We start from the raw sequence: 18,777 nt of genomic DNA, 5'->3' as shown, positions 1-18,777 counted from the left end.
ACCGCCTCGAAGCCACCCTGGACAACACCACGGGAAGCGGCGAACTCCACCGTGAAGTCACCACACGACTGCAGACCCTGCTCTCCCGATGGCTGGAGGACGAGGGCGAGGAAGAGGCCGGCGAAGAGCAGGCCGTATCGGGGCGTCTGGAGGACGCCTCCGCCAGCGAGGTCCTGGACTTCATCAACAACGAATTGGGGCTTTCCTGATGACCACTGGGGCGCAGGCCGAAGACAGCGCGCAGGCCGGTGACAAGCAGCTGCTCGGCACCCTGAAGAAGCTGGCCGCCGACCTCTACCAGACCCGTAAGAGGGTCAAGCAGCTGGAGGCCGGGAAGCGGGAGCCGATCGCGATCGTCGGTCTGGGTTGCCGCTACCCCGGTGGCGTGACGGGCCCCGAGCAGTTCTGGGAGCTGCTCACTGCCGGCACCGATGCGGTCTCCGGCTTCCCCACCGACCGCGGCTGGGACGAGTTCGAGCAGACCTACGGCGGAGAGGACGTCATCGCCGGAGAGGCATACGCCCGGCAGGGTGCGTTCGTCTACGACGTCCCCGAGTTCGATGCGGGGTTCTTCGGAATCTCGCCGCGTGAGGCCCTGGCGATGGACCCGCAGCAGCGTCTGCTGCTGGAGGTGGCCTGGGAGGCCGTCGAGCGGGCCGGACTGGACCCGTTGTCGCTGAAGGGCTCCGACACGGGCGTCTTCATCGGCGCAAGTAACTCCAACTACACCGGTGAGCTGGCGGGGTCCGAAGCGGGCGCCGGGGGGTACCTGCTGACGGGCGGCCTCACAGCAGTGGTCTCCGGCCGTGTCTCCTACACGCTGGGGTTGGAAGGGCCGGCGGTGACGGTCGACACCGCCTGCTCCTCTTCGCTGGTGGCGCTGCACCAGGCGGTGCAGGCCCTGCGCTCCGGCGAGTGCTCGATGGCACTGGCAGGTGGCGTGGCGGTACTCGTCACCCCCGGTGCCTTCATGGAGTTCTCGCAGCAGGGTGGGATGGGCTCCAGCGGGCGGTGCAAGGCGTTCTCGGCGGAGGCCGACGGTATCGGCTGGGGTGAGGGTGCGGGTGTGCTGGTGCTGGAGCGGCTGTCGGACGCCCGGCGCAACGGTCACCGTGTGCTGGCCGTGGTGCGGGGCAGTGCCGTCAACCAGGACGGTGCGTCCAACGGGCTGACCGCCCCCAACGGTCCCTCGCAACGACGCGTGATCCGGGCGGCTCTGGCGGACGCTCGGTTGGCGGCTGCCGACGTGGACGCGGTGGAGGCGCACGGTACGGGGACGACGCTGGGTGACCCGATCGAGGCGCAGGCGTTGCTGGCCACCTACGGGCAGGACCGGCCTGGGGATGGCCGGCCGTTGTGGCTGGGGTCGGTGAAGTCCAACATCGGCCATGCCCAGTGTGCTGGTGGTGTGGCGGGTGTGATCAAGATGGTGTTGGCGTTGCAGCACGGTGTGTTGCCGCGGACGTTGCATGCGCAGGAGCCGTCGCCGCACGTGGACTGGTCGGTCGGCAACGTGGCCCTGTTGAAGGAGCCGGTGGCGTGGCCCGCCGAGGACGGCGAGCGCCTGCGGCGGGCCGGGGTCTCTGCCTTCGGCGTCAGCGGCACCAATGCACACATCATCCTGGAGGAGGCCACGGCGGCCTCGCCGTCCGAGCCGTCGGCACCGGACGAGGAAGGCGTGGACGGTCTGCCGGTACTCACGGACACCCACGCCGTCCCATGGCCGGTCACCGGTCGAGGCGCATCAGGGCTGGCGGCGCAGGCGGGTCGGTTGCGTGAGCACGTCCTGGCGCGGCCGGAGCTGGAGCCGGGTGATGTGGCCTGGTCGCTGGCGACGACGCGTGCGGTATTCGAGCATCGTGCGGTGGTGCTGGGCTCCGGCCGTGAGGAGCTGTCGGCCGGCTTGGCGGCGGTGGCGACGGGTCAGCCCGCCCCGGGTGTGGTGACCGGGACGGCTGCGGCGGGCGGCGCCGGTCGGACGGTGTTCGTCTTCCCGGGGCAGGGGAGTCAGTGGGTCGGTATGGGCCGGGAGCTGGCCGAGGTGTCGCCGGTGTTCGCGGCGCGGTTGGCCGAGTGTGCCCGGGCCCTTGCCCCGCAGGTGGATTGGGAGTTGGACGACGTCCTGGCCGGGCTGCATGGCTTCGAGGCTGCGGATGTGGTGCAGCCGGCGTTGTGGGCGGTGATGGTGTCGTTGGCTGCGGTGTGGCAGGCCGCTGGGGTGCGTCCCGATGCGGTGGTGGGTCATTCGCAGGGTGAGATCGCTGCTGCGACGGTGGCCGGGATTCTGTCGCTGGAGGACGGGGCGCGGGTGGTGGCGCTGCGCAGCCGGACGTTGCGGGCGCTGGCGGGGCGTGGCGGGATGATGTCGGTGAGCGAGTCTGTGGAGGAGGTGCGGGAGCGGATCGCTGGTTTCGGGGAGCGGTTGGCGGTTGCGGCGGTCAACGGGCCACGTTCGACAGTGGTTTCCGGCGAGCCGGAGGCGCTGCGTGAACTGGCCGCCTCCTGCCCGGAGTCGGTGCGCACCCGGATGGTCCCGGTGGACTACGCCTCACACAGTGCGCATGTGGACGAGTTGCGTGCGGAGATCCTGACCGCCCTGGACGGCATCACCCCTCGCGTGGGTCAGGTGCCGATGGTCTCGGCGATGAGTGGCGAGACGCTCACCGGTCCGGAGCTGGACGCGGCCTACTGGTACGCCTCACTGCGCGAGACGGTCGAGTTCGAGCGGGCGATCCGGAGCCTCGCCGACCGGGGGCACGGCATCTACGTCGAGGTCTCGCCGCACCCCGTGCTCACTACGGCGGTGGGGGACAGTCTGGAAGAGCGGGGGGTGGTCGTCACGGGGACGTTGCGTCGTGACGACGGCGGGGCCGACCGGCTGCTCACCTCCTTCGCCGAGGCGTACAACCAGGGTGTGCCCGTCGACTGGTCGGCGGTGGTGGGCAGTGGCACGGCCGTCGACCTACCGACGTACGCCTTTCAACGTCGACGCTTCTGGCCGGAGTCAACAGTTCCGGACACTGCCAAGGCCGCCGGAGGCGAGCCTGCTGCCGATGCGGAGTTCTGGGCTGCGGTGGAGAGTGGTGATCTGGGTGGTCTGGCGGAGACGCTTGAGGTTGATGGCGGCAGTTTGAGTGCGGTGGTGCCGGCCTTGGCGGCGTGGCGGCGTCGTGAGCAGACTGATGCGTTGGTGGCGGACTGGCGTTATCGGGTGGTGTGGCAGCCGGGGAGCGAGGGTGCGGGTGTCCTGTCGGGGACGTGGCTCCTGGTCGGTGGCGGCGACGGTGACGGTGGTGGTGATGAGGCTGAGGTGATCGGGCGCGCCTTGGGCGAGAGGGGTGCGGAGGTCGTTCGGGTGGACGTGGCCGGTCTGGGGCAGGTGGCGGCTGCTGATGTGGCGGGTGTGGTGTCGCTGCTGGCGTTGGATGAGTCGTTGCTGCCGGGTGAGGGGTGGGTGCCTCGGGGGACGGCGGCCACGCTGGAGTTGGTGCAGGAGTTGGGGAAGCAGGGTGTTGCGGCGCCGTTGTGGGTGGTGACCCGTGGTGCGGTGCAGACCGGTGGTGGTGAGGTGACCACCAGTCCGGTGCAGGCGCAGGTGTGGGGTTTGGGGCGTGCGGTTGGTTTGGAGCATGCGGATCGTTGGGGTGGTCTGGTCGATCTGCCGTCGGTGGTGGATGAGCGGGTGGGGGCCCGGTTGGCGGCTGTGGTGGCTGATGGCCGGGAGGACCAGGTCGCTGTGCGGTCGTCGGGTGTGCTGGTGCGGCGTTTGGTGCGGGCCGGCCGTCGACGTAACGGTGAGGGTTCGTGGTCGCCCAGGGGCACGGTTTTGTTGACTGGTGGTACGGGTTCGATCGGTGTGTGTATCGCGCCGTGGCTGGCCGACCATGACGCCTCGCGTGTGGTGTTGACCAGCCGTTCGGGCCCTTCGGCTCCGGCGGTGGCCCAGCTTGCGGCCGCAGTCGCTGATGGTGGAACGGCTGTCGATGTCCTGTGCTGTGACACCAGTTCGCGTGAGCAGGTCTTCGGCCTGGTCGAGCGTGTTCAGCGCACGGGTCCGGCCCTGTCGACGGTGTTGCACTCGGCGAACACGCCTTATCTGGCGCGTGTGGAGGAGACGGGGGTGGAGGGTCTGGGGCTTGCGTTGGGTGCGAAGGCTGCGGGTGCTTCTTATCTGGATGAGGCGACGGCTGGGTTGGAGTTGGACGAGTTCGTGATGTTCTCGTCGATCTCGGCGACCTGGGGCAGTAACGATCATGCCGCCTATGCCGCGGGGAATTCGTATCTGGATGCGTTGGCGGAGGATCGTCGGGCGCGTGGTCTGCCGGGTACGTCGATTGCCTGGGGTGTGTGGAACACGCGGGACTGGGACGCGGTGGATGCGCAGATGGATCACAGTCCTGGTCGGGTCACGCCGCATCGGTTGTTGCGGCAGGGGATGAACTTCCTGGACACCGAGCGGGCGCTCACGGCGTTGGGTCAGGTGTTGCAGGACGACGAGACGTTCCTCGCGGTGGCGAACGTGGAGTGGGAGAAGTTCGCGCCCGTCTTCTGTGCCGCCCGTCCCCGCCCCCTGTTGGACACCCTCCCTGAAGCCCAGGAGCCGCAGGACGACCACACCCAGCAGAGCACGACCAGCGCAGAACAAGGCGAGCTGGCCCAGCGGTTGGCGTCCGCCTCGCCCGCGGAGCGCAGGCGCGTACTGGTGGAGCTGGTGCGGTCGCACGCAGCCGCGGTGCTCGGCCACCACGCGACCGGTGACGTGCTTCCCCAGCAGGCGTTCCGGGAGATCGGCTTCGACTCGCTGACCGCGGTGGAACTGCGCAACCGTCTCAACGCAGCCACAGGGGTCCGGCTGCCGTCGACGGTGGTCTTCGACTACCCCAACCCGACGGCCCTCGCCGAGTACCTACAGGCGGAGCTGTCCGGTCGGATCACCGGCCAGGGCGCCGTGCTCGACGAGTTCGACCGTCTGGCAGCCGACCTCACGCCCGCTGACGAGGCCGCGCGCGCCGAGATCGTCGCCCGGCTGGAGGCACTGGTCCAGCGGTTCCGCTCCCCCTCGACCACTGAGGCGGCACCGGATGCCGCCGCCCAGCGTGCGCTCCAGGACGCCACCGCCGACGAGCTGTTCGCACTTCTCGACGACGAGCTCAACGACCCGGACGACTGACCGCGTCCCGGTGCCTCCCACTTGCAGGACTGACTGCCAGCCCGCTCTCCCCAGACCCGGTCGAAGGGTGTGACCACCATGCAGAACGAGGAGAAGCTCCTCGACTACCTCAAGCAGGTGACCGCGAAGCTGCGGAAGGCGCGGGCGCGGCTGCGTGAGGTCACCGAGCGGGATCGGGAGCCGATCGCCGTCGTCGGCATGTCCTGCCGTTTTCCGGGTGGGGTCCGCACACCGGAGGAACTGTGGGGGTTGCTGGCCTCGGGCGGGGACGCCATCTCCGGCTTTCCCGCGGACCGGGACTGGGACGTGGAGGCGATGTTCGGCCTCGCACCCGGCTCGGAGGGCAGCGACTACGTCGCCCGTGGCGGGTTCCTGGACGACGCCACCGAGTTCGACGCGGGCTTCTTCGGCATCTCGCCGCGTGAGGCGCTGGCGATGGACCCGCAGCAGCGACTCCTGCTGGAGATCTGCTGGGAGGCTGTCGAGGCCGCGGGCATCGCTCCCGATTCCCTACGAGGCTCCACCACCGGTGTCTTCGCCGGCGCTTCACCCTCCGGCTACGCCATGTCCGGTGGCGACATGTCGGGGTCCGAGGCGCACCTGATCACCGGTACGGCGATGAGCGTGCTGTCCGGTCGGGTCTCCTACAGCCTCGGCCTGGAGGGCCCCGCCGTCACCGTCGACACCGCCTGTTCCTCGTCCCTGGTCGCGATCCACCTCGCCACCCAGGCGCTGCGGAACGGCGAATGCACCCTCGCCCTCGCCGGCGGGGTGACCGTGATGGCCAACCCCGGCGAGTTCGTCGGCTTCTCGCAGCAAGGTGCGCTGGCCGCGGACGGGCGGTGCAAGGCGTTCGGTGCCGGAGCCGACGGGATGGGCATCGCCGAGGGAGCCGGCATCATCGTGGTGGAACGTCTCGCGGACGCCCGCCGCAACGGACACCGTGTGCTCGCCGTGCTCTCCGGCAGCGCCGTCAACCAGGACGGTGCCTCCAACGGACTCTCCGCCCCCAACGGTCCCTCCCAGCAACGGGTGATCCGCGCGGCCCTGACCGGAGCCGGGCTCACCGCCGCCGACGTCGACGTGGTGGAGGCGCACGGCACGGGCACGACGCTGGGCGACCCGATCGAGGCGCAGGCCCTGCTGGCCACCTACGGGCGGGGCCACCCGGAGCACCGGCCCCTGTGGATCGGCTCCGTCAAGTCCAACATCGGGCACGCCCAGCAGGCGGCAGGCGTGGCCGGCGTCATCAAGATGGTGCTGGCCCTCCAGAAGGGCCGGCTGCCGCGGACACTGCACGCCGACGAACCGTCGCCCCACGTGGACTGGACCACGGGCAACGTACGACTGCTCACGGAACCGGTGGAGTGGCCGCAGGACCCAGCTCGACCGCGACGCGCCGGGGTGTCGGCGTTCGGCATCAGCGGCACCAACGCCCACCTCATCCTGCAGGAGGCTCCTGCGACGCAACCCGCGGACGCCGCCTTCGAGACCGAACCCGACGAGGCTGATGAGGAAGCGACGACGCCGGGATCTGCTTCAACCCAGAACGCGGTGCCACAGCCCACAGTGCTGGCGTCCGGCGTGGACGTGTCGGCCTGGCCGGTATCCGGGCGCGGTGCACCTGCGCTGGCGGAGCAGGCGGGCCGACTGCGGGAACACCTGGTGGCCCGGCCGGAGCTGCTCACCGCCGACATCGCGTGGTCCCTGGCCGCCACCCGGACGGCCTTCGACCACCGCGCGGTCGTGGTGGGGAGCGACCGCGACGCGCTCGTGTCCGGCCTGGACGCGGTGGCGACCGGCCGGCCTGCCAGGTCGGTGGTGACCGGCGTGGTCCCGGCGGGCGGTGTCGGCAGCACGGTGTTCGTCTTCCCGGGCCAGGGGAGCCAGTGGGTCGGTATGGGCCGGGAGCTGGCCGAGGTGTCGCCGGTGTTCGCGGCGCGGTTGGCTGAGTGTGGTAGGGCTCTGTCGCCGCACGTGGATTGGGAGTTGGACGACGTCCTGGCCGGGCTGCATGGTTTTGAGGCTGCGGATGTGGTGCAGCCGGCGTTGTGGGCGGTGATGGTGTCGTTGGCCGCGGTGTGGCAGGCCGCGGGGGTGCGTCCCGATGCGGTGGTGGGTCACTCGCAGGGTGAGATCGCCGCTGCGACCGTGGCCGGCATCCTGTCGCTGGAGGACGCTGCGAAGGTGGTGGCGCTGCGCAGTCGGACGCTTCGGGCGTTGGCGGGGCGTGGCGGGATGATGGCGGTGGCGCAGGACGCGGCCACCGTGCGGGAATGGATCGCCTCGTTCGGAGACCGGCTGTCGGTCGCGGCGGTCAACGGCCCCCGCTCGACGGTGGTTTCCGGTGAGCCGGAGGCGTTGCGGGAGTTGGCCGCGGCGCATGAGGGGACGCGGACGCGCATCCTGCCGGTGGACTACGCCTCGCACAGCGCACACGTGGACGAACTGCGTGCGGAGATCCTGGCCGCCTTGGACGGCATAGCTCCGGGCGTGGGTCAGGTGCCGATGGTCTCGGCGATGAGTGGCGAGTCGATCAGCGGTCCGGAGCTGGACGCGGCCTACTGGTACGCCTCGTTGCGCGAGACGGTCGAGTTCGAGCGGGCGGTGCGCAGTCTGGGTGAGTCCGGGCACGGGGTGTTCGTGGAGGTGTCGCCGCACCCGGTGCTGACCGGTGCGATCGGTGACGCCCTGGAGGAGGCGGCGCCGGTGGTGGTGGGCACACTGCGCCGGGACGACGGTGGGTCGGAGCGGGTCCTGGCCTCGCTCGCGGAGGCGCACACGCAGGGCGTGTCCGTGGACTGGGCCGCCGTGTCCGGTACGGGCCGAACCGCCGACCTTCCCACCTACGCCTTCCAACGGCGGCGCTACTGGCCGAAGTTCACCGTTCCCGTCACCGGCCGCAGCGCCGCCGTGTCGGTCGCCGACTGGCGGTACCGCGTCACCTGGCACCCTGTCGCCGAGTCGGCCACGCCCGCGTTGAGCGGTACCTGGGTGGTGGTGACCGACGGGGCCGCAGCCGCAGGCGATGCGGTTGCCGATCGTGTCGCCGAGGCGCTGCGTGAGCGAGGCGCCGAGGTCCGTATCGTCGTGGCATCCCCGGGCGCCGGGACGGATGCCCCCGACCGTGCCGCCGTCGCCGCAGCCCTTACCGAGGCGGTCGCCGACGGGACCAGGACCGCCGCAGTCGTCTCCCTGCTGGCGTGGGACGAGGAGCCGCTGCCTGCCCACCCGCTGGTGCCGCGCGGCCTCGCCGCCACCCTCGCCCTCGTGCAGGCGCTGGGAGACGCGGACGTGGCCGCACCGATGTGGGCCCTCACCCGGGGCGCTGTGGCTGCCGTGCCGGGGGAGAGCCCCAGCCCGGCGCAGGCACAGGTGTGGGCCCTGGGGCGGGTGGCGTGTCTGGAGGAGCCGGGGCGTTGGGGCGGTCTGGTGGACCTGCCCGAGGACCTCGACGACCAGGCCGCGAACCGTCTCGTCGGTGTGCTCGCCGGCGGTGTGGAGGACCAGGTCGCCCTGCGCGCCGGGGGCCTGTGGGCCCGCCGCCTGGAGCGCGCCCCGCTCTCACCGGAGGACTCCGGGGCCTCGGGGGATCCGGCGGGCCGCCCGGCCGGAGCGGACGACGGCCACCGCACCGCCCGAGGGACCGTTCTGGTCACCGGTGGCACCGGCCTGATCGGCGGACGTACCGGCCGCCTCTTCGCCGAGCGCGGTGCCCAACGGATCGTGCTGACGAGCCGGTCAGGGCCGGCCGCCGCCGGCGTCGCGGAACTGGCCGCGCAGCTGGCGGAGCGCGGCTCGGCCGTCGAGGTGGTTGCCTGCGACACCGCCGCACGGGCGGCCGTCGCCGGACTGCTGCGGCACCTCGCCGCCACCGGCCCGGCGCTGTCCGCCGTCGTGCACTCCGCGGGCGTCAGCCACGGCGCTCCCGTTGCCGAGCTCACTGCGGCGGACCTGGAGTACGTGGCCGCGGCCAAGGTGGGCGGCGCCCGCCACCTCGACGAGCTGACCAGCGGCCTCGACCTGGACGCCTTCGTGCTGTACTCGTCCGGCGCCGCGACCTGGGGCAGCGGACTGCTCGCCGGGTACGCCACGGCCAATGCGGCGCTCGACGCGCTCGCCGAGTCCCGCCGTGCCCGCGGCCTGCCCGCCACCTCGCTGGCCTGGGGCCTGTGGGGCGGTGGGGGGATGGGAGCCGGTGAGGCCGGCGACCAACTGCGCCGGTTCGGGCTGCGGTTGATGGACCCCGACCGCGGAGTCGAGGCGCTGGCCCAGGCGCTCGACCGCCGGGACGGACTGCTCGCCGTCGCCGACATCGACTGGGACCGGTTCGCGCCCACCTTCACCCTGCACCGTCCCAGCCCGCTGCTCACGGCCCTGCCGGAGGCGGTCCGGGCACTGTCCGACGACGAGGAGGGCACGCAGGACGCCGGGGAGGGGGCCGGCGCGGGCGAGTGGGTGCGCCGCCTGACCGGGCTGCCCCCGGCCGAGCGTGCGGCGGCACTGGCCGAGGCGGTCCGCGCCGAGGCCGCGGTCGCCCTCGGCCACAGTGACGTCGAGGAGGTCGCATCCGACCGGGCCTTCCGCGACCTGGGCTTCGACTCCGTCACCGCGGTGGCGTTGCGCAACAGGCTCCGGGAGGTCACCGGCCTGCGGCTGCCCTCCACCGTGGTGTTCGACTACCCCTCCGTCACCGCGCTGACCGCCCACCTGCACGGCGAACTGTGGGGCGGCGCCGGCCAGGCCGCGACCGCGTCCCGGTCCGCCGTCACCGAGCGGCCGGCGGACGACGACCCCATCGCCATCGTCGGCATGGGCTGCCGTCTCCCCGGCGGCGTCACCACCCCCGACCAGCTCTGGGAACTGCTGGCCGGCGGCACCGACGCCATCTCCCCGATCCCCGGCTACCGCGGCTGGGACGTCAAGGGCGACTACGGCCGGTACGGCGGCTACGTGCCCGAGGCCGCCGACTTCGACCCGGCCTTCTTCGGCATCGGCCCGCGCGAGGCGCTGGCCATGGACCCGCAGCAGCGACTCCTGCTGGAGGTTTCGTGGGAGGCCCTGGAACGTGCCGGTATCGACCCGACCAGTCTGAAGGGGTCCCCCACCGGGGTCTACGCCGGTGGCTGGCTGCAACTGTACGGGGGGCTGCTGGCCCACGGCGCCCAGCAGGACTACACCCCGGTCAGCGACGGCGGGGCCGTGCTGTCCGGGCGCGTCTCCTACACCCTCGGCCTGGAAGGGCCCTCCCTGACCATCGACACCGCCTGCTCCGCCTCACTGGTCGCCCTGCACCTGGCCTGCCAGGCGCTCCGCTCCGGCGAATGCACGCTCGCGCTGGCGGGCGGCGTCACCGTGATGGCCTCGCCGGGCGCGTTCGCCTTCGGATCCGGCCTCGGACTGGCCGAGAACGGCCGGTGCAAGGCGTTCAGTGCCGGAGCCGACGGCATGGGCATGGGCGAGGGCGCGGCCATGCTCGCCGTCGAGCGGCTCTCCGACGCCCGCCGCAACGGTCACCCGGTGCTGGCCCTGGTACGCGGGACGGCCGTCAACCAGGACGGTGCCTCCAACGGGCTGACCGCTCCCAACGGACCCTCCCAGCAGCGGGTCATCCGGGCCGCGCTGGCCGCCGCCGGGCTGAGCGCCGCCGAGGTGGACGCGGTCGAGGCGCACGGCACCGGCACCGTGCTGGGTGACCCCATCGAGGCCGGCGCCCTGCTCGCGACCTACGGGCAGGACCGGCCCGCGGACCGGCCGCTGTGGCTGGGCTCCGTCAAGTCCAACATCGGTCACGCCCAGGGCGCCGCCGGCACCGCCGGGATCATGAAGATGGTGCTGGCGATGCGGCACGGCACGCTGCCGCGCACCCTGCACGCCGAGGAGCCGTCCCCGCACATCGACTGGGACAGCGGTCAGGTGCGGCTGCTGACCCGGGAGCAGCCCTGGGCCAGGACCGTCGGCGCCCCGCGCCGGGCCGGGATCTCCGGGTTCGGCATCAGCGGCACCAACGCCCACGTCATCCTGGAGGAGCCCCCGGCGCCGGAGCCCGGCGAGGTGCCCGACCCCGAAACGTCCGGCACGCCGGTGCTGTCGGCGGACGTGGCGGTGACGGCGTGGCCGCTGTCCGCCCGGGGCCCTGAGGCGCTGGCCGGCCAGGCGGGCCGGCTGCGCGAGCACGTCCTCGCCGAGGACGCGCCCGAGGTGGCCGACGTGGCCTGGTCCCTGGCCACCAGCCGGACCCGGTTCACCCACCGGGCGGTGGTGGTCGGCGCGGACCGTGCCGCACTGGCCGACCGGCTGGCCGCCGTCGCCGAGACACGTCCCGACGCCGCAGTCGTGAGCGGCGCGGTCCCGTCCGGCGGTCCCGGTCGTACCGTCTTCGTCTTTCCTGGTCAGGGGAGTCAGTGGGTGGGGATGGGGCGGCGGTTGTTGGGGGAGTCGCCGGTGTTTGCGGGGCGGTTTGCGGAGTGTGTGGCGGCGTTGGAGCCGTGGGTGGGGTTCGATGTGCGGGCGGTGTTGGTGGGGGAGTCGGTGGGTGTGGGGTGGGGTTCGGCGGATGTGGTGCAGCCGGTGTTGTGGGCGGTGATGGTGTCGTTGGCTGCGGTGTGGGAGGCGGCGGGGGTTACTCCGGATGCGGTGGTGGGTCATTCGCAGGGGGAGATTGCGGCGGCGACGGTGGCGGGGATTTTGTCGTTGGAGGACGGGGCTGCGGTGGTGGCGTTGCGGTCTCGGGCGTTGGTGGGGTTGGGGGTTGAGGGTGGTTTGTTGTCGGTGGTGATGCCGGTGGGTGAGGTGCGGGGGTTGTTGGGGGCGTGGGGGGAGCGGTTGTCGGTGGCGGCGGTGAATGGTCCGGTGTCGACGGTGGTGTCGGGGGAGCCGGGGGCGTTGGTGGAGTTCGAGCGGGTGTTGCGGGCGCGGCGGGTGATGCGGTGGCGGGTTCCGGCGACGGATTTTGTGGCGCATTCGGTGTTGTGTGAGCCGTTGGCGGTGTCGTTGCCCGGTGAGTTGGGGCATGTGCGGCCGCGGGTGGGGAGGGTGCCGTTCTTCTCGACGGTGGTGGGGGACTGGGTGGGGGGTGAGCGGTTGGGGGCGCGGTACTGGTATGCGAACGTGCGGGAGACGGTGCGGTTCGCGGAGGCGGTGGAGGCTCTGGCGCGCTCGGGGTACCGCAGCTTCGTCGAGGTCTCCGCCCACCCCGTCCTGCTCACCTCCGTCGAAGAGGTGCTCGACGCGGACCCCGAGCTGCCCGACCCGGTAACGGTCGCCACACTGCGACGCGAACAGGGTGACGCCACACGGCTGTTGACCGCCCTGTCCGAGGCGTACACCGCCGGGCTGCCGGTGGACTGGAGCGCCGTACTGCCCCCGGCCAGCCGGACCGAACTGCCCACCTACGCCTTCCAGCACACCCGCTACTGGCCCCGCCCCAACGGCGCAGCCGGTTCCGGCGCCGGCGGCCTCGGCCTCACGCCCGTCGGCCACCCGCTGCTCGGCGCGGCCGTGGCACCCGCCGACGGCCCCGGCCTGCTGCTCACCGGCAGCCTCTCGCTGCGCACCCACCCGTGGCTGGCCGACCACACGGTCCACGGCTCCGTCCTCCTGCCCGGCGCCGCGTTCGCCGAGATGGCCTTCACCGCAGGCGACCGCTCCGGCTGCCCGCACGTGGCCGACCTCAGCCTGCTGTCCCCGCTGCCGCTGCCGGCCGACGGCACCGTGCAGGTGCAGGCCGTCGTCGGCGCCCCCGCCGAGAACGGCGACCGCCCGCTCGGCATCTACTCCCGGCCCGGCGAGGCCGGGGACGACCTATCGTGGACCCGGCACGCCGAAGGGGTGCTCAGCCCCGCCGCTCCCCACCCCGCCCCCGACCCCGCCCTCACCGCCTGGCCTCCGCCGGACGCCGAGACGGTGCCCGTGGACGGCTTCTACCAGGCGACCGCCGAGGGCGGTTACCTCTTCGGCCCGACCTTCACCGGTCTGAAAGCCGTCTGGCGGCGCGGCGAGGACGTCTTCGCCGAGGTGGTGCTGGAGGGCCAGGCGGCCGAGGACGCCACCGCGTTCGGCGTCCACCCGGCCCTGCTGGACGCGGCCCAGCAGGCCGGCGTGTTCGCCACCGGCGCCTGGGAGGCGGGTGAGACCTGGCTGTCCTTCGGGTGGACCGGGCTGTCGCTGCACGCCTCGGGCGCCAAGGCCCTCCGCGTCCACCTGCGCCGTGCCCCCGACGGCGGACTGGCGATGACCGCGGCCGACCCGGCCGGAGCGCCGGTGCTCGACGTCGCCGCGGTGGTGATGCGCAAAGCCGCGACCCAGGACGCCGCCGACCTCACCCAGCAGGTCGCAGGCGCCCTGTTCGGCGTCGCCTGGCCGCCGGTCAAGCCCGCACCGGCCACCGCCCGGCAGGCCGGAAGCCGCTGGGCGCTGCTCGGCGGGGACCTGCTCGCACTGGCCGCCGATCTCACCGCGGCCGGCGCCGAACCGACCGCGCACGACACGCTGGCCGGCCTCACCGCAGCCGTACGGGCGGGCGCGCCGCGACCGGACCTGGTGGTCGCCGCGGCCCCGCCCGGAGGGGCCCCCGCGGCCCTGGCGCTGCTGCAGGAGTGGCTGGCGGACGACCAACTCGACCCCGCGCGACTGGTGCTGGTCACGCGCGGCGCGGTGGCCACCCGTGCCGGCGAGGACGTCGACGACCTCGCGGGCGCCGCCGTCTGGGGCCTGGCCCGCTCCGCGCAGTCCGAGCACCCCGACCGCATCGTGCTGGCCGACCTGCCGCCGCAGTCGACCGCCGCGGACCTGTCCGCACTGGTCACCGTCCTGTCCGCCCCCGACCCCGAGGCGGAGGTCGCCGTCCGGCAGGGGATCGCACGCACCCGCCGCCTGGCCCGGCCCGCCCCCGCCCTCACGCCGCCCCCGGGCAGCGCTCCCTGGCGGCTGGCCGGCACCGGACCGGACGGGCTCGCGCTCGTCCCCGCCCCCGAGGCCGCCGCCCCGCTCGCCACCGGACAGGTGAGGATCGCCGTCCGCGCGGCCTGCCTGGACCATCCGGACGCGGACGCGCCCCACCGCCTGGCCGGGGTCGTCATGGAGACGGGCCCCGGGGTCTCCTCACCCGCCCCCGGCGACCGGGTTCACGGCACCGCGCCGGCAGCGATCGGAGAACTGGCCGTCGTCGCCGCCGGGGAGCTCTCACCGGTGCCCGTCGGCGGCTCCTTCGTCGAGGCCGCCGCGGGCGGCCGGGCACACCACGTCCTCGACGTCCGCCGAGCCCCCGACGCCCTCCGCGAGGCCGGCCCGGAGGGGGTGTGCGTACTCACCGTCCCACCGGCCCCGCGGAAGTCCGGCACCGTGCTCGTCACCGGCGGCACCGGAACGCTCGGCGCTCTCGTCGCCCGGCACCTGGGCGCCACCGACCGGGCCGCCGAGGTGCTGCTGACCAGCCGGTCCGGCCCGGCCGCCGCAGGCGTCCCGGCGCTCGCCGCAGCACTCGCCGACGGCGGCACGGGAGCCCGCGTCACCCGCTGCGACGCGGCCGACGCCGACGCTCTGGGCCACGTGCTGAACCGGGAGCCCGCCCTGACCGGAGTGGTGCACGCGGCCGGTGTCCTGGACGACGGCGTCATCGCTTCCCTCACCGCGGAGCGGGTGGCGTCCGTGCTGGCCCCCAAGGCCGACGCCGCCCGGCACCTGGACCGGCTGACCCGCGGTCGCGACCTGGAGATGTTCGTGCTGTTCTCCTCCGCCGCCGCCGCGTTCGGAGCCCCCGGACAGGGCAACTACGCCGCGGCCAACGCGGTCCTGGACGCGGTCGCCGCCCGGCGCGGGGCGGCCGGGCTGCCCGCCGTCTCCCTCAACTGGGGCCTGTGGTCCCGGGCCAGCACGATGACCGCGGGCATGTCCGGAGCGGACCGCGACAGGGGCGACGCCACCGGCATCGGCACCCTCGCCGAGGACCAGGGGCTGGCACTGCTCGACCTCGCCCTGCGCCGCGACGAGACCCAGCTCGTACCGGTACCGCTGGACATCCCCCTGCTCCAGGCGGCAGCCCGCGCCGGCGTCCGCCTCCCCGCCGCCCTGCGGGGGCTCGCCCCCGCCCCGCGCACGACGGTGGCCGGCTCCACCGGGGCCGGCCGGGCCGCGCTCCACGCCAGGCTGTCCACCGCGACGGACGCACCCGCGCGGCGCGAGGTCCTGCTGGAAGCGGTGTGCGAACAGGCCGCGGCGGTCCTCGGCCACGCCGACCCGGCAGCGGTCCAGCTGGACGCCACCTTCCTGGAGCAGGGCCTGAACTCCCTGACCGCCGTGGACCTGCGCAACCGGCTCGCCCTGGTCACCGGGCTCCGGCTGACCGGCCCCCTGGCCTTCGACCACCCCACGCCCGGCGAACTCGCCGCCCACCTCGCTCAGCTCCTGGCGACGGCCCCGGCCGCCGGCGCCCCCGCCCCCCACGCCCGCCGCTTCGCCCTGACCGCTGACGAGGCGGCGCCCGAGACCGCCGGGCCGCCGCCGGCCTCCCTCGCCACCCTGTACCTGCGCGGCCACCGCGAGGGCCGGGGAGCCGAGGTGATGCGGATGGTGGCCGGGCTGGCCGCGTTCCGGCCCACCTTCACGGACCCCGCCGAGCTGGAACGGACCCCCGCGCCGGTACCCATCTCCCGGGGGCCGGCCCGTCCCGCGCTGATCTGCCTCCCCTCCTTCGGTGCCACCGCGGACGCCCAGGAGTTCGCCCGGTTCGGCCAGGCGTTCGGCGGCAGGCGGCGGGTCTGCGCGGTGGCCGTACCGGGATTCACCCCGCACGAGCCGCTGGCCGCCGGCCCCGGGGCACTGCTCGACCTCTACGCCGCCACCGTGCTCGCCGAGAGCCGCGAGCGCGGCGGGCCGTTCGTCCTGGCCGGATACTCCTCCGGCGGACTGACCGCCCACGCGCTGGCCGCCCGGCTGACCGAACAGGGCACCCCACCCGCCGGGCTCGTCCTGCTCGACAGCTTCACCCCCGAGACCGCCGGGGTTCCCGAGGAGGTGATGGCGGCCCTGCCCGCCGCCGTGCTCGCCAACAACCACGGCCGCCACGGTGTCGGCGGTGACGAGTGGCTGACGGCCCTGGCCCACTACTACGCCTTCGACTGGCGGGACCTGCTGCCGGACACGGACCTGCCGACGCTGCTGGTGCGCCCGGCCGAACCGTTGGTCCCCGGCCAGGCGGGTGACGCAGCCCCCTGGCGGCTGTCCAGCCGGGTCACCACGGTGCAGGTACCGGGCGACCACTTCTCCCTCATCGGGGAGCACGCCGAGACCACAGCGCGAGCCGTCGAGGCATGGCTCGCCGACCACGACGACCACCGGGACGGAACGCATGACTGACCACCAGGAGCAACGCCTCGCCATCGTCGGCGCAGGCGTCATGGGCACCAACATCACGGCACTCGCCCTCGGCCACGGAGTGTCCGTCACCCTCGTCGACCTGGACGAGGAGACCCTGGCCACTGCGCGCACCACGGTCCGGCAGAAGCTCAAGCACGCCGCGCTGATGGGCAAGTTGCCGGCCGACCGGCCACGCGGCGCACTCACCACCACCACCGCCCTGAAGGACGTCGCCGACGCCACCACCGTCATAGAGGCAGTGGTCGAGACCACTGAAGCCAAGCGCGCCGTCCTCACCGAGGTCGCCGGACTCGTCTCCCCCGGCACCCTGCTGATCTCCAACACCTCCTGCATCCCCATCAGCGAGATGGCGGGGTGGGTGGAGCGCGGCGAGGAACTGGTGGGCGTGCACTTCATGAACCCCTCGTACCTGATCACCATGGTCGAGGTGATCCGCTCCCCCTTCACCGGCGCAGCGACCCTGGAGAAGGTCACCGCACTGCTCACGACCCTCGGCCGGCGCGCACTGGTCATCGAGGACGCACCCGGCTTCGTCATCAACCGGCTGCTGCACCCGCTGATCAACCGGGCCGCCCTGCTGGTGCAGGAGGGCGTGGCCGACGCCGAGACCGTCGACGCCCTGCTGGAGGGCTGCCTCGGACACTCCACCGGCCCCCTGCGCACCGCCGACCTGATCGGCATCGACAACCTCGTCGACTCGCTGAACGTGTTGCACGAGCGCACCGGCGATCCAGAATGCAGGCCCTGCGACCTGATGCTGCAGAAGGTCCGCGACGGGCACCACGGCCGCAAGAGCGGCCGCGGCTTCCACGACTACCGAAAGGCCGCCCAATGACCACTGCCGAGCCCGAGACCGACACGGCCGCCGTCGAGAAGGAGCTGCTCGCCTTCCTCACCGAGCGCGTCGGCGCCGAACCCGCTTTGGACCAGGACCTCTTCGCGGCCGGACTGGTCTCCTCCATGTTCGCCATGCAACTGGTGGTGCACCTGGAGGACACCTACGACGTGGAGATCGTCGGTCCCGAACTGGCCCTGGACAACTTCCGCAGCGTGCGGGCCATGAGCGCACTGGTGCAGCGCCTGCGCCAGGACGGCGACCCCCAGTGATCGACACGGCGGAGATCGACGCGCTGGTCGGCGACGGTCCCGCGCAGTGGGACGCCGCCGGCCGGCTGCCGGTCGCACTGCTGCGCAAGCTCGGTGCGAGCGGGGCGCTGTGCGCCGAGGTGCCGGCCCGCTTCGGCGGGCCGGGCGCCGGTTCCCTGGCCAACGGCGAACTGACCGCCCACGTCGGCGCCCTGTGCAGTTCGCTGCGGAGCATCATGACGGTGCAGGGCATCGCAGCCGCCACGGTGCGCCGGTTCGGTGACCGGGAACAACGCAGGCGCCACCTGGCCGAACTCACCAGCGGCCGGCTCGCCGCCGTGGCCTTCAGCGAACCGGACGCCGGGTCCGACCTCAGCGGCATGACCACCCGCATCCGCCCCGACGGTGCCGACGGCGTCGTCGTCACCGGGACCAAGACGTGGACGACGGGCGCCGCCTACGCCGACTGGATCGTCGTCCTCGGCCTGAACGGCGACGGCGACGGCGTGGACGGAGCGGCGGTGGTGGTCCCCACCGACGCCCCCGGGGTCAGCGTCGAACCGGTGACCGCCCCCCTGGGCTGCCGCGCCGCAACCCACTGCCGCGTCCACCTGGCGGACGTGCGCCTGCCCGCCACCGCCGTCCTCGGCGGAGGACGCCAACCCCTGCCGCTGCTGTTCACCACCGCGCTCACCTACGGCCGGATGTCCGTGGCCTGGGGCTGCGTCGGGATCCTGCGGGCCTGCCTGCGCGCCACCACCCACCACGCCAACAACCGGGTGCAGGGCGGGGTCCCGCTCTCCCAACACCAGCTCGTGGCCCGCCATGTCGCGGAGATGTACACCGCCGAGCGCATCGCCACCCAGGTCTGCCGGCACGCCTGTGAGCAGGTCGACCACGGAGCCCCGGACGCGGCGGTGGCCGCCGTCCTCGCCAAGCAGGTCGCCGCCACCCACGCCGCCCGGGCCGCCGCCGACGCCGTCCAGGTACTCGCCTCACGCGGCTTCACCGACGGGCACGTCGTCGCACGCGCCTACCGCGACGCCAAGGCGATGGAACTCATCGAGGGCAGCACCGAGATCTCCCAACTCATCCTCGCCGAACACGCCCTGGCCAACGCCTGACGGTCCCACCCACCCATGTCA

6 protein-coding genes are annotated in these 18,777 nt (G+C 73.2%); all 6 read left to right on the top strand.

Annotated elements, in window-relative coordinates:
• Positions 1-209: hypothetical protein (locus ACFV3R_RS09660; RefSeq protein ID WP_385578261.1), on the top strand; the 209-nt coding region annotated here is incomplete at its 5' end.
• Positions 194-5,170: a type I polyketide synthase gene (locus ACFV3R_RS09655; RefSeq protein ID WP_385578299.1), complete on the top strand. Its 4,977-nt coding sequence runs from the start codon at positions 194-196 to the stop codon at positions 5,168-5,170. The genes ACFV3R_RS09660 and ACFV3R_RS09655, both read left to right, overlap by 16 nt.
• 69 nt (positions 5,171-5,239) lie before the next feature.
• Positions 5,240-16,525 (top strand): SDR family NAD(P)-dependent oxidoreductase, encoded by an 11,286-nt coding sequence (locus tag ACFV3R_RS09650; protein WP_385578258.1) that lies wholly within the window; start codon positions 5,240-5,242, stop codon positions 16,523-16,525.
• The gene (locus tag ACFV3R_RS09645; RefSeq protein ID WP_385578255.1) at positions 16,518-17,381 is read left to right on the top strand and encodes a 3-hydroxyacyl-CoA dehydrogenase family protein; all 864 of its coding nucleotides are present in this window, start codon (positions 16,518-16,520) and stop codon (positions 17,379-17,381) included. Before ACFV3R_RS09650 ends, ACFV3R_RS09645 begins: the two co-directional genes overlap by 8 nt.
• Positions 17,378-17,653, top strand: coding sequence for an acyl carrier protein (locus ACFV3R_RS09640; protein WP_385578252.1), 276 nt, complete (start codon positions 17,378-17,380; stop codon positions 17,651-17,653). The genes ACFV3R_RS09645 and ACFV3R_RS09640 overlap by 4 nt, the downstream gene beginning before the upstream one ends.
• Complete coding sequence (locus ACFV3R_RS09635; RefSeq protein ID WP_385578249.1) at positions 17,650-18,756, top strand: acyl-CoA dehydrogenase family protein; 1,107 nt, start codon at positions 17,650-17,652, stop codon at positions 18,754-18,756. The genes ACFV3R_RS09640 and ACFV3R_RS09635 overlap by 4 nt, the downstream gene beginning before the upstream one ends.
• Positions 18,757-18,777: the final 21 nt, after the last annotated feature.

The organism is Streptomyces sp. NPDC059740 (assembly GCF_042733155.1).
Taxonomy (GTDB): domain Bacteria; phylum Actinomycetota; class Actinomycetes; order Streptomycetales; family Streptomycetaceae; genus Streptomyces.
This window is presented reverse-complemented; position numbering and strand designations above follow the sequence as displayed.

Excerpts from the sequence above, each read along its gene's own strand:
- ACFV3R_RS09645 (WP_385578255.1), top strand. The coding sequence starts at position 16,518 with ATGACTGACCACCAGGAGCAACGCCTCGCCATCGTCGGCGCAGGCGTC.
- ACFV3R_RS09640 (WP_385578252.1), top strand. The coding sequence starts at position 17,378 with ATGACCACTGCCGAGCCCGAGACCGACACGGCCGCCGTCGAGAAGGAG.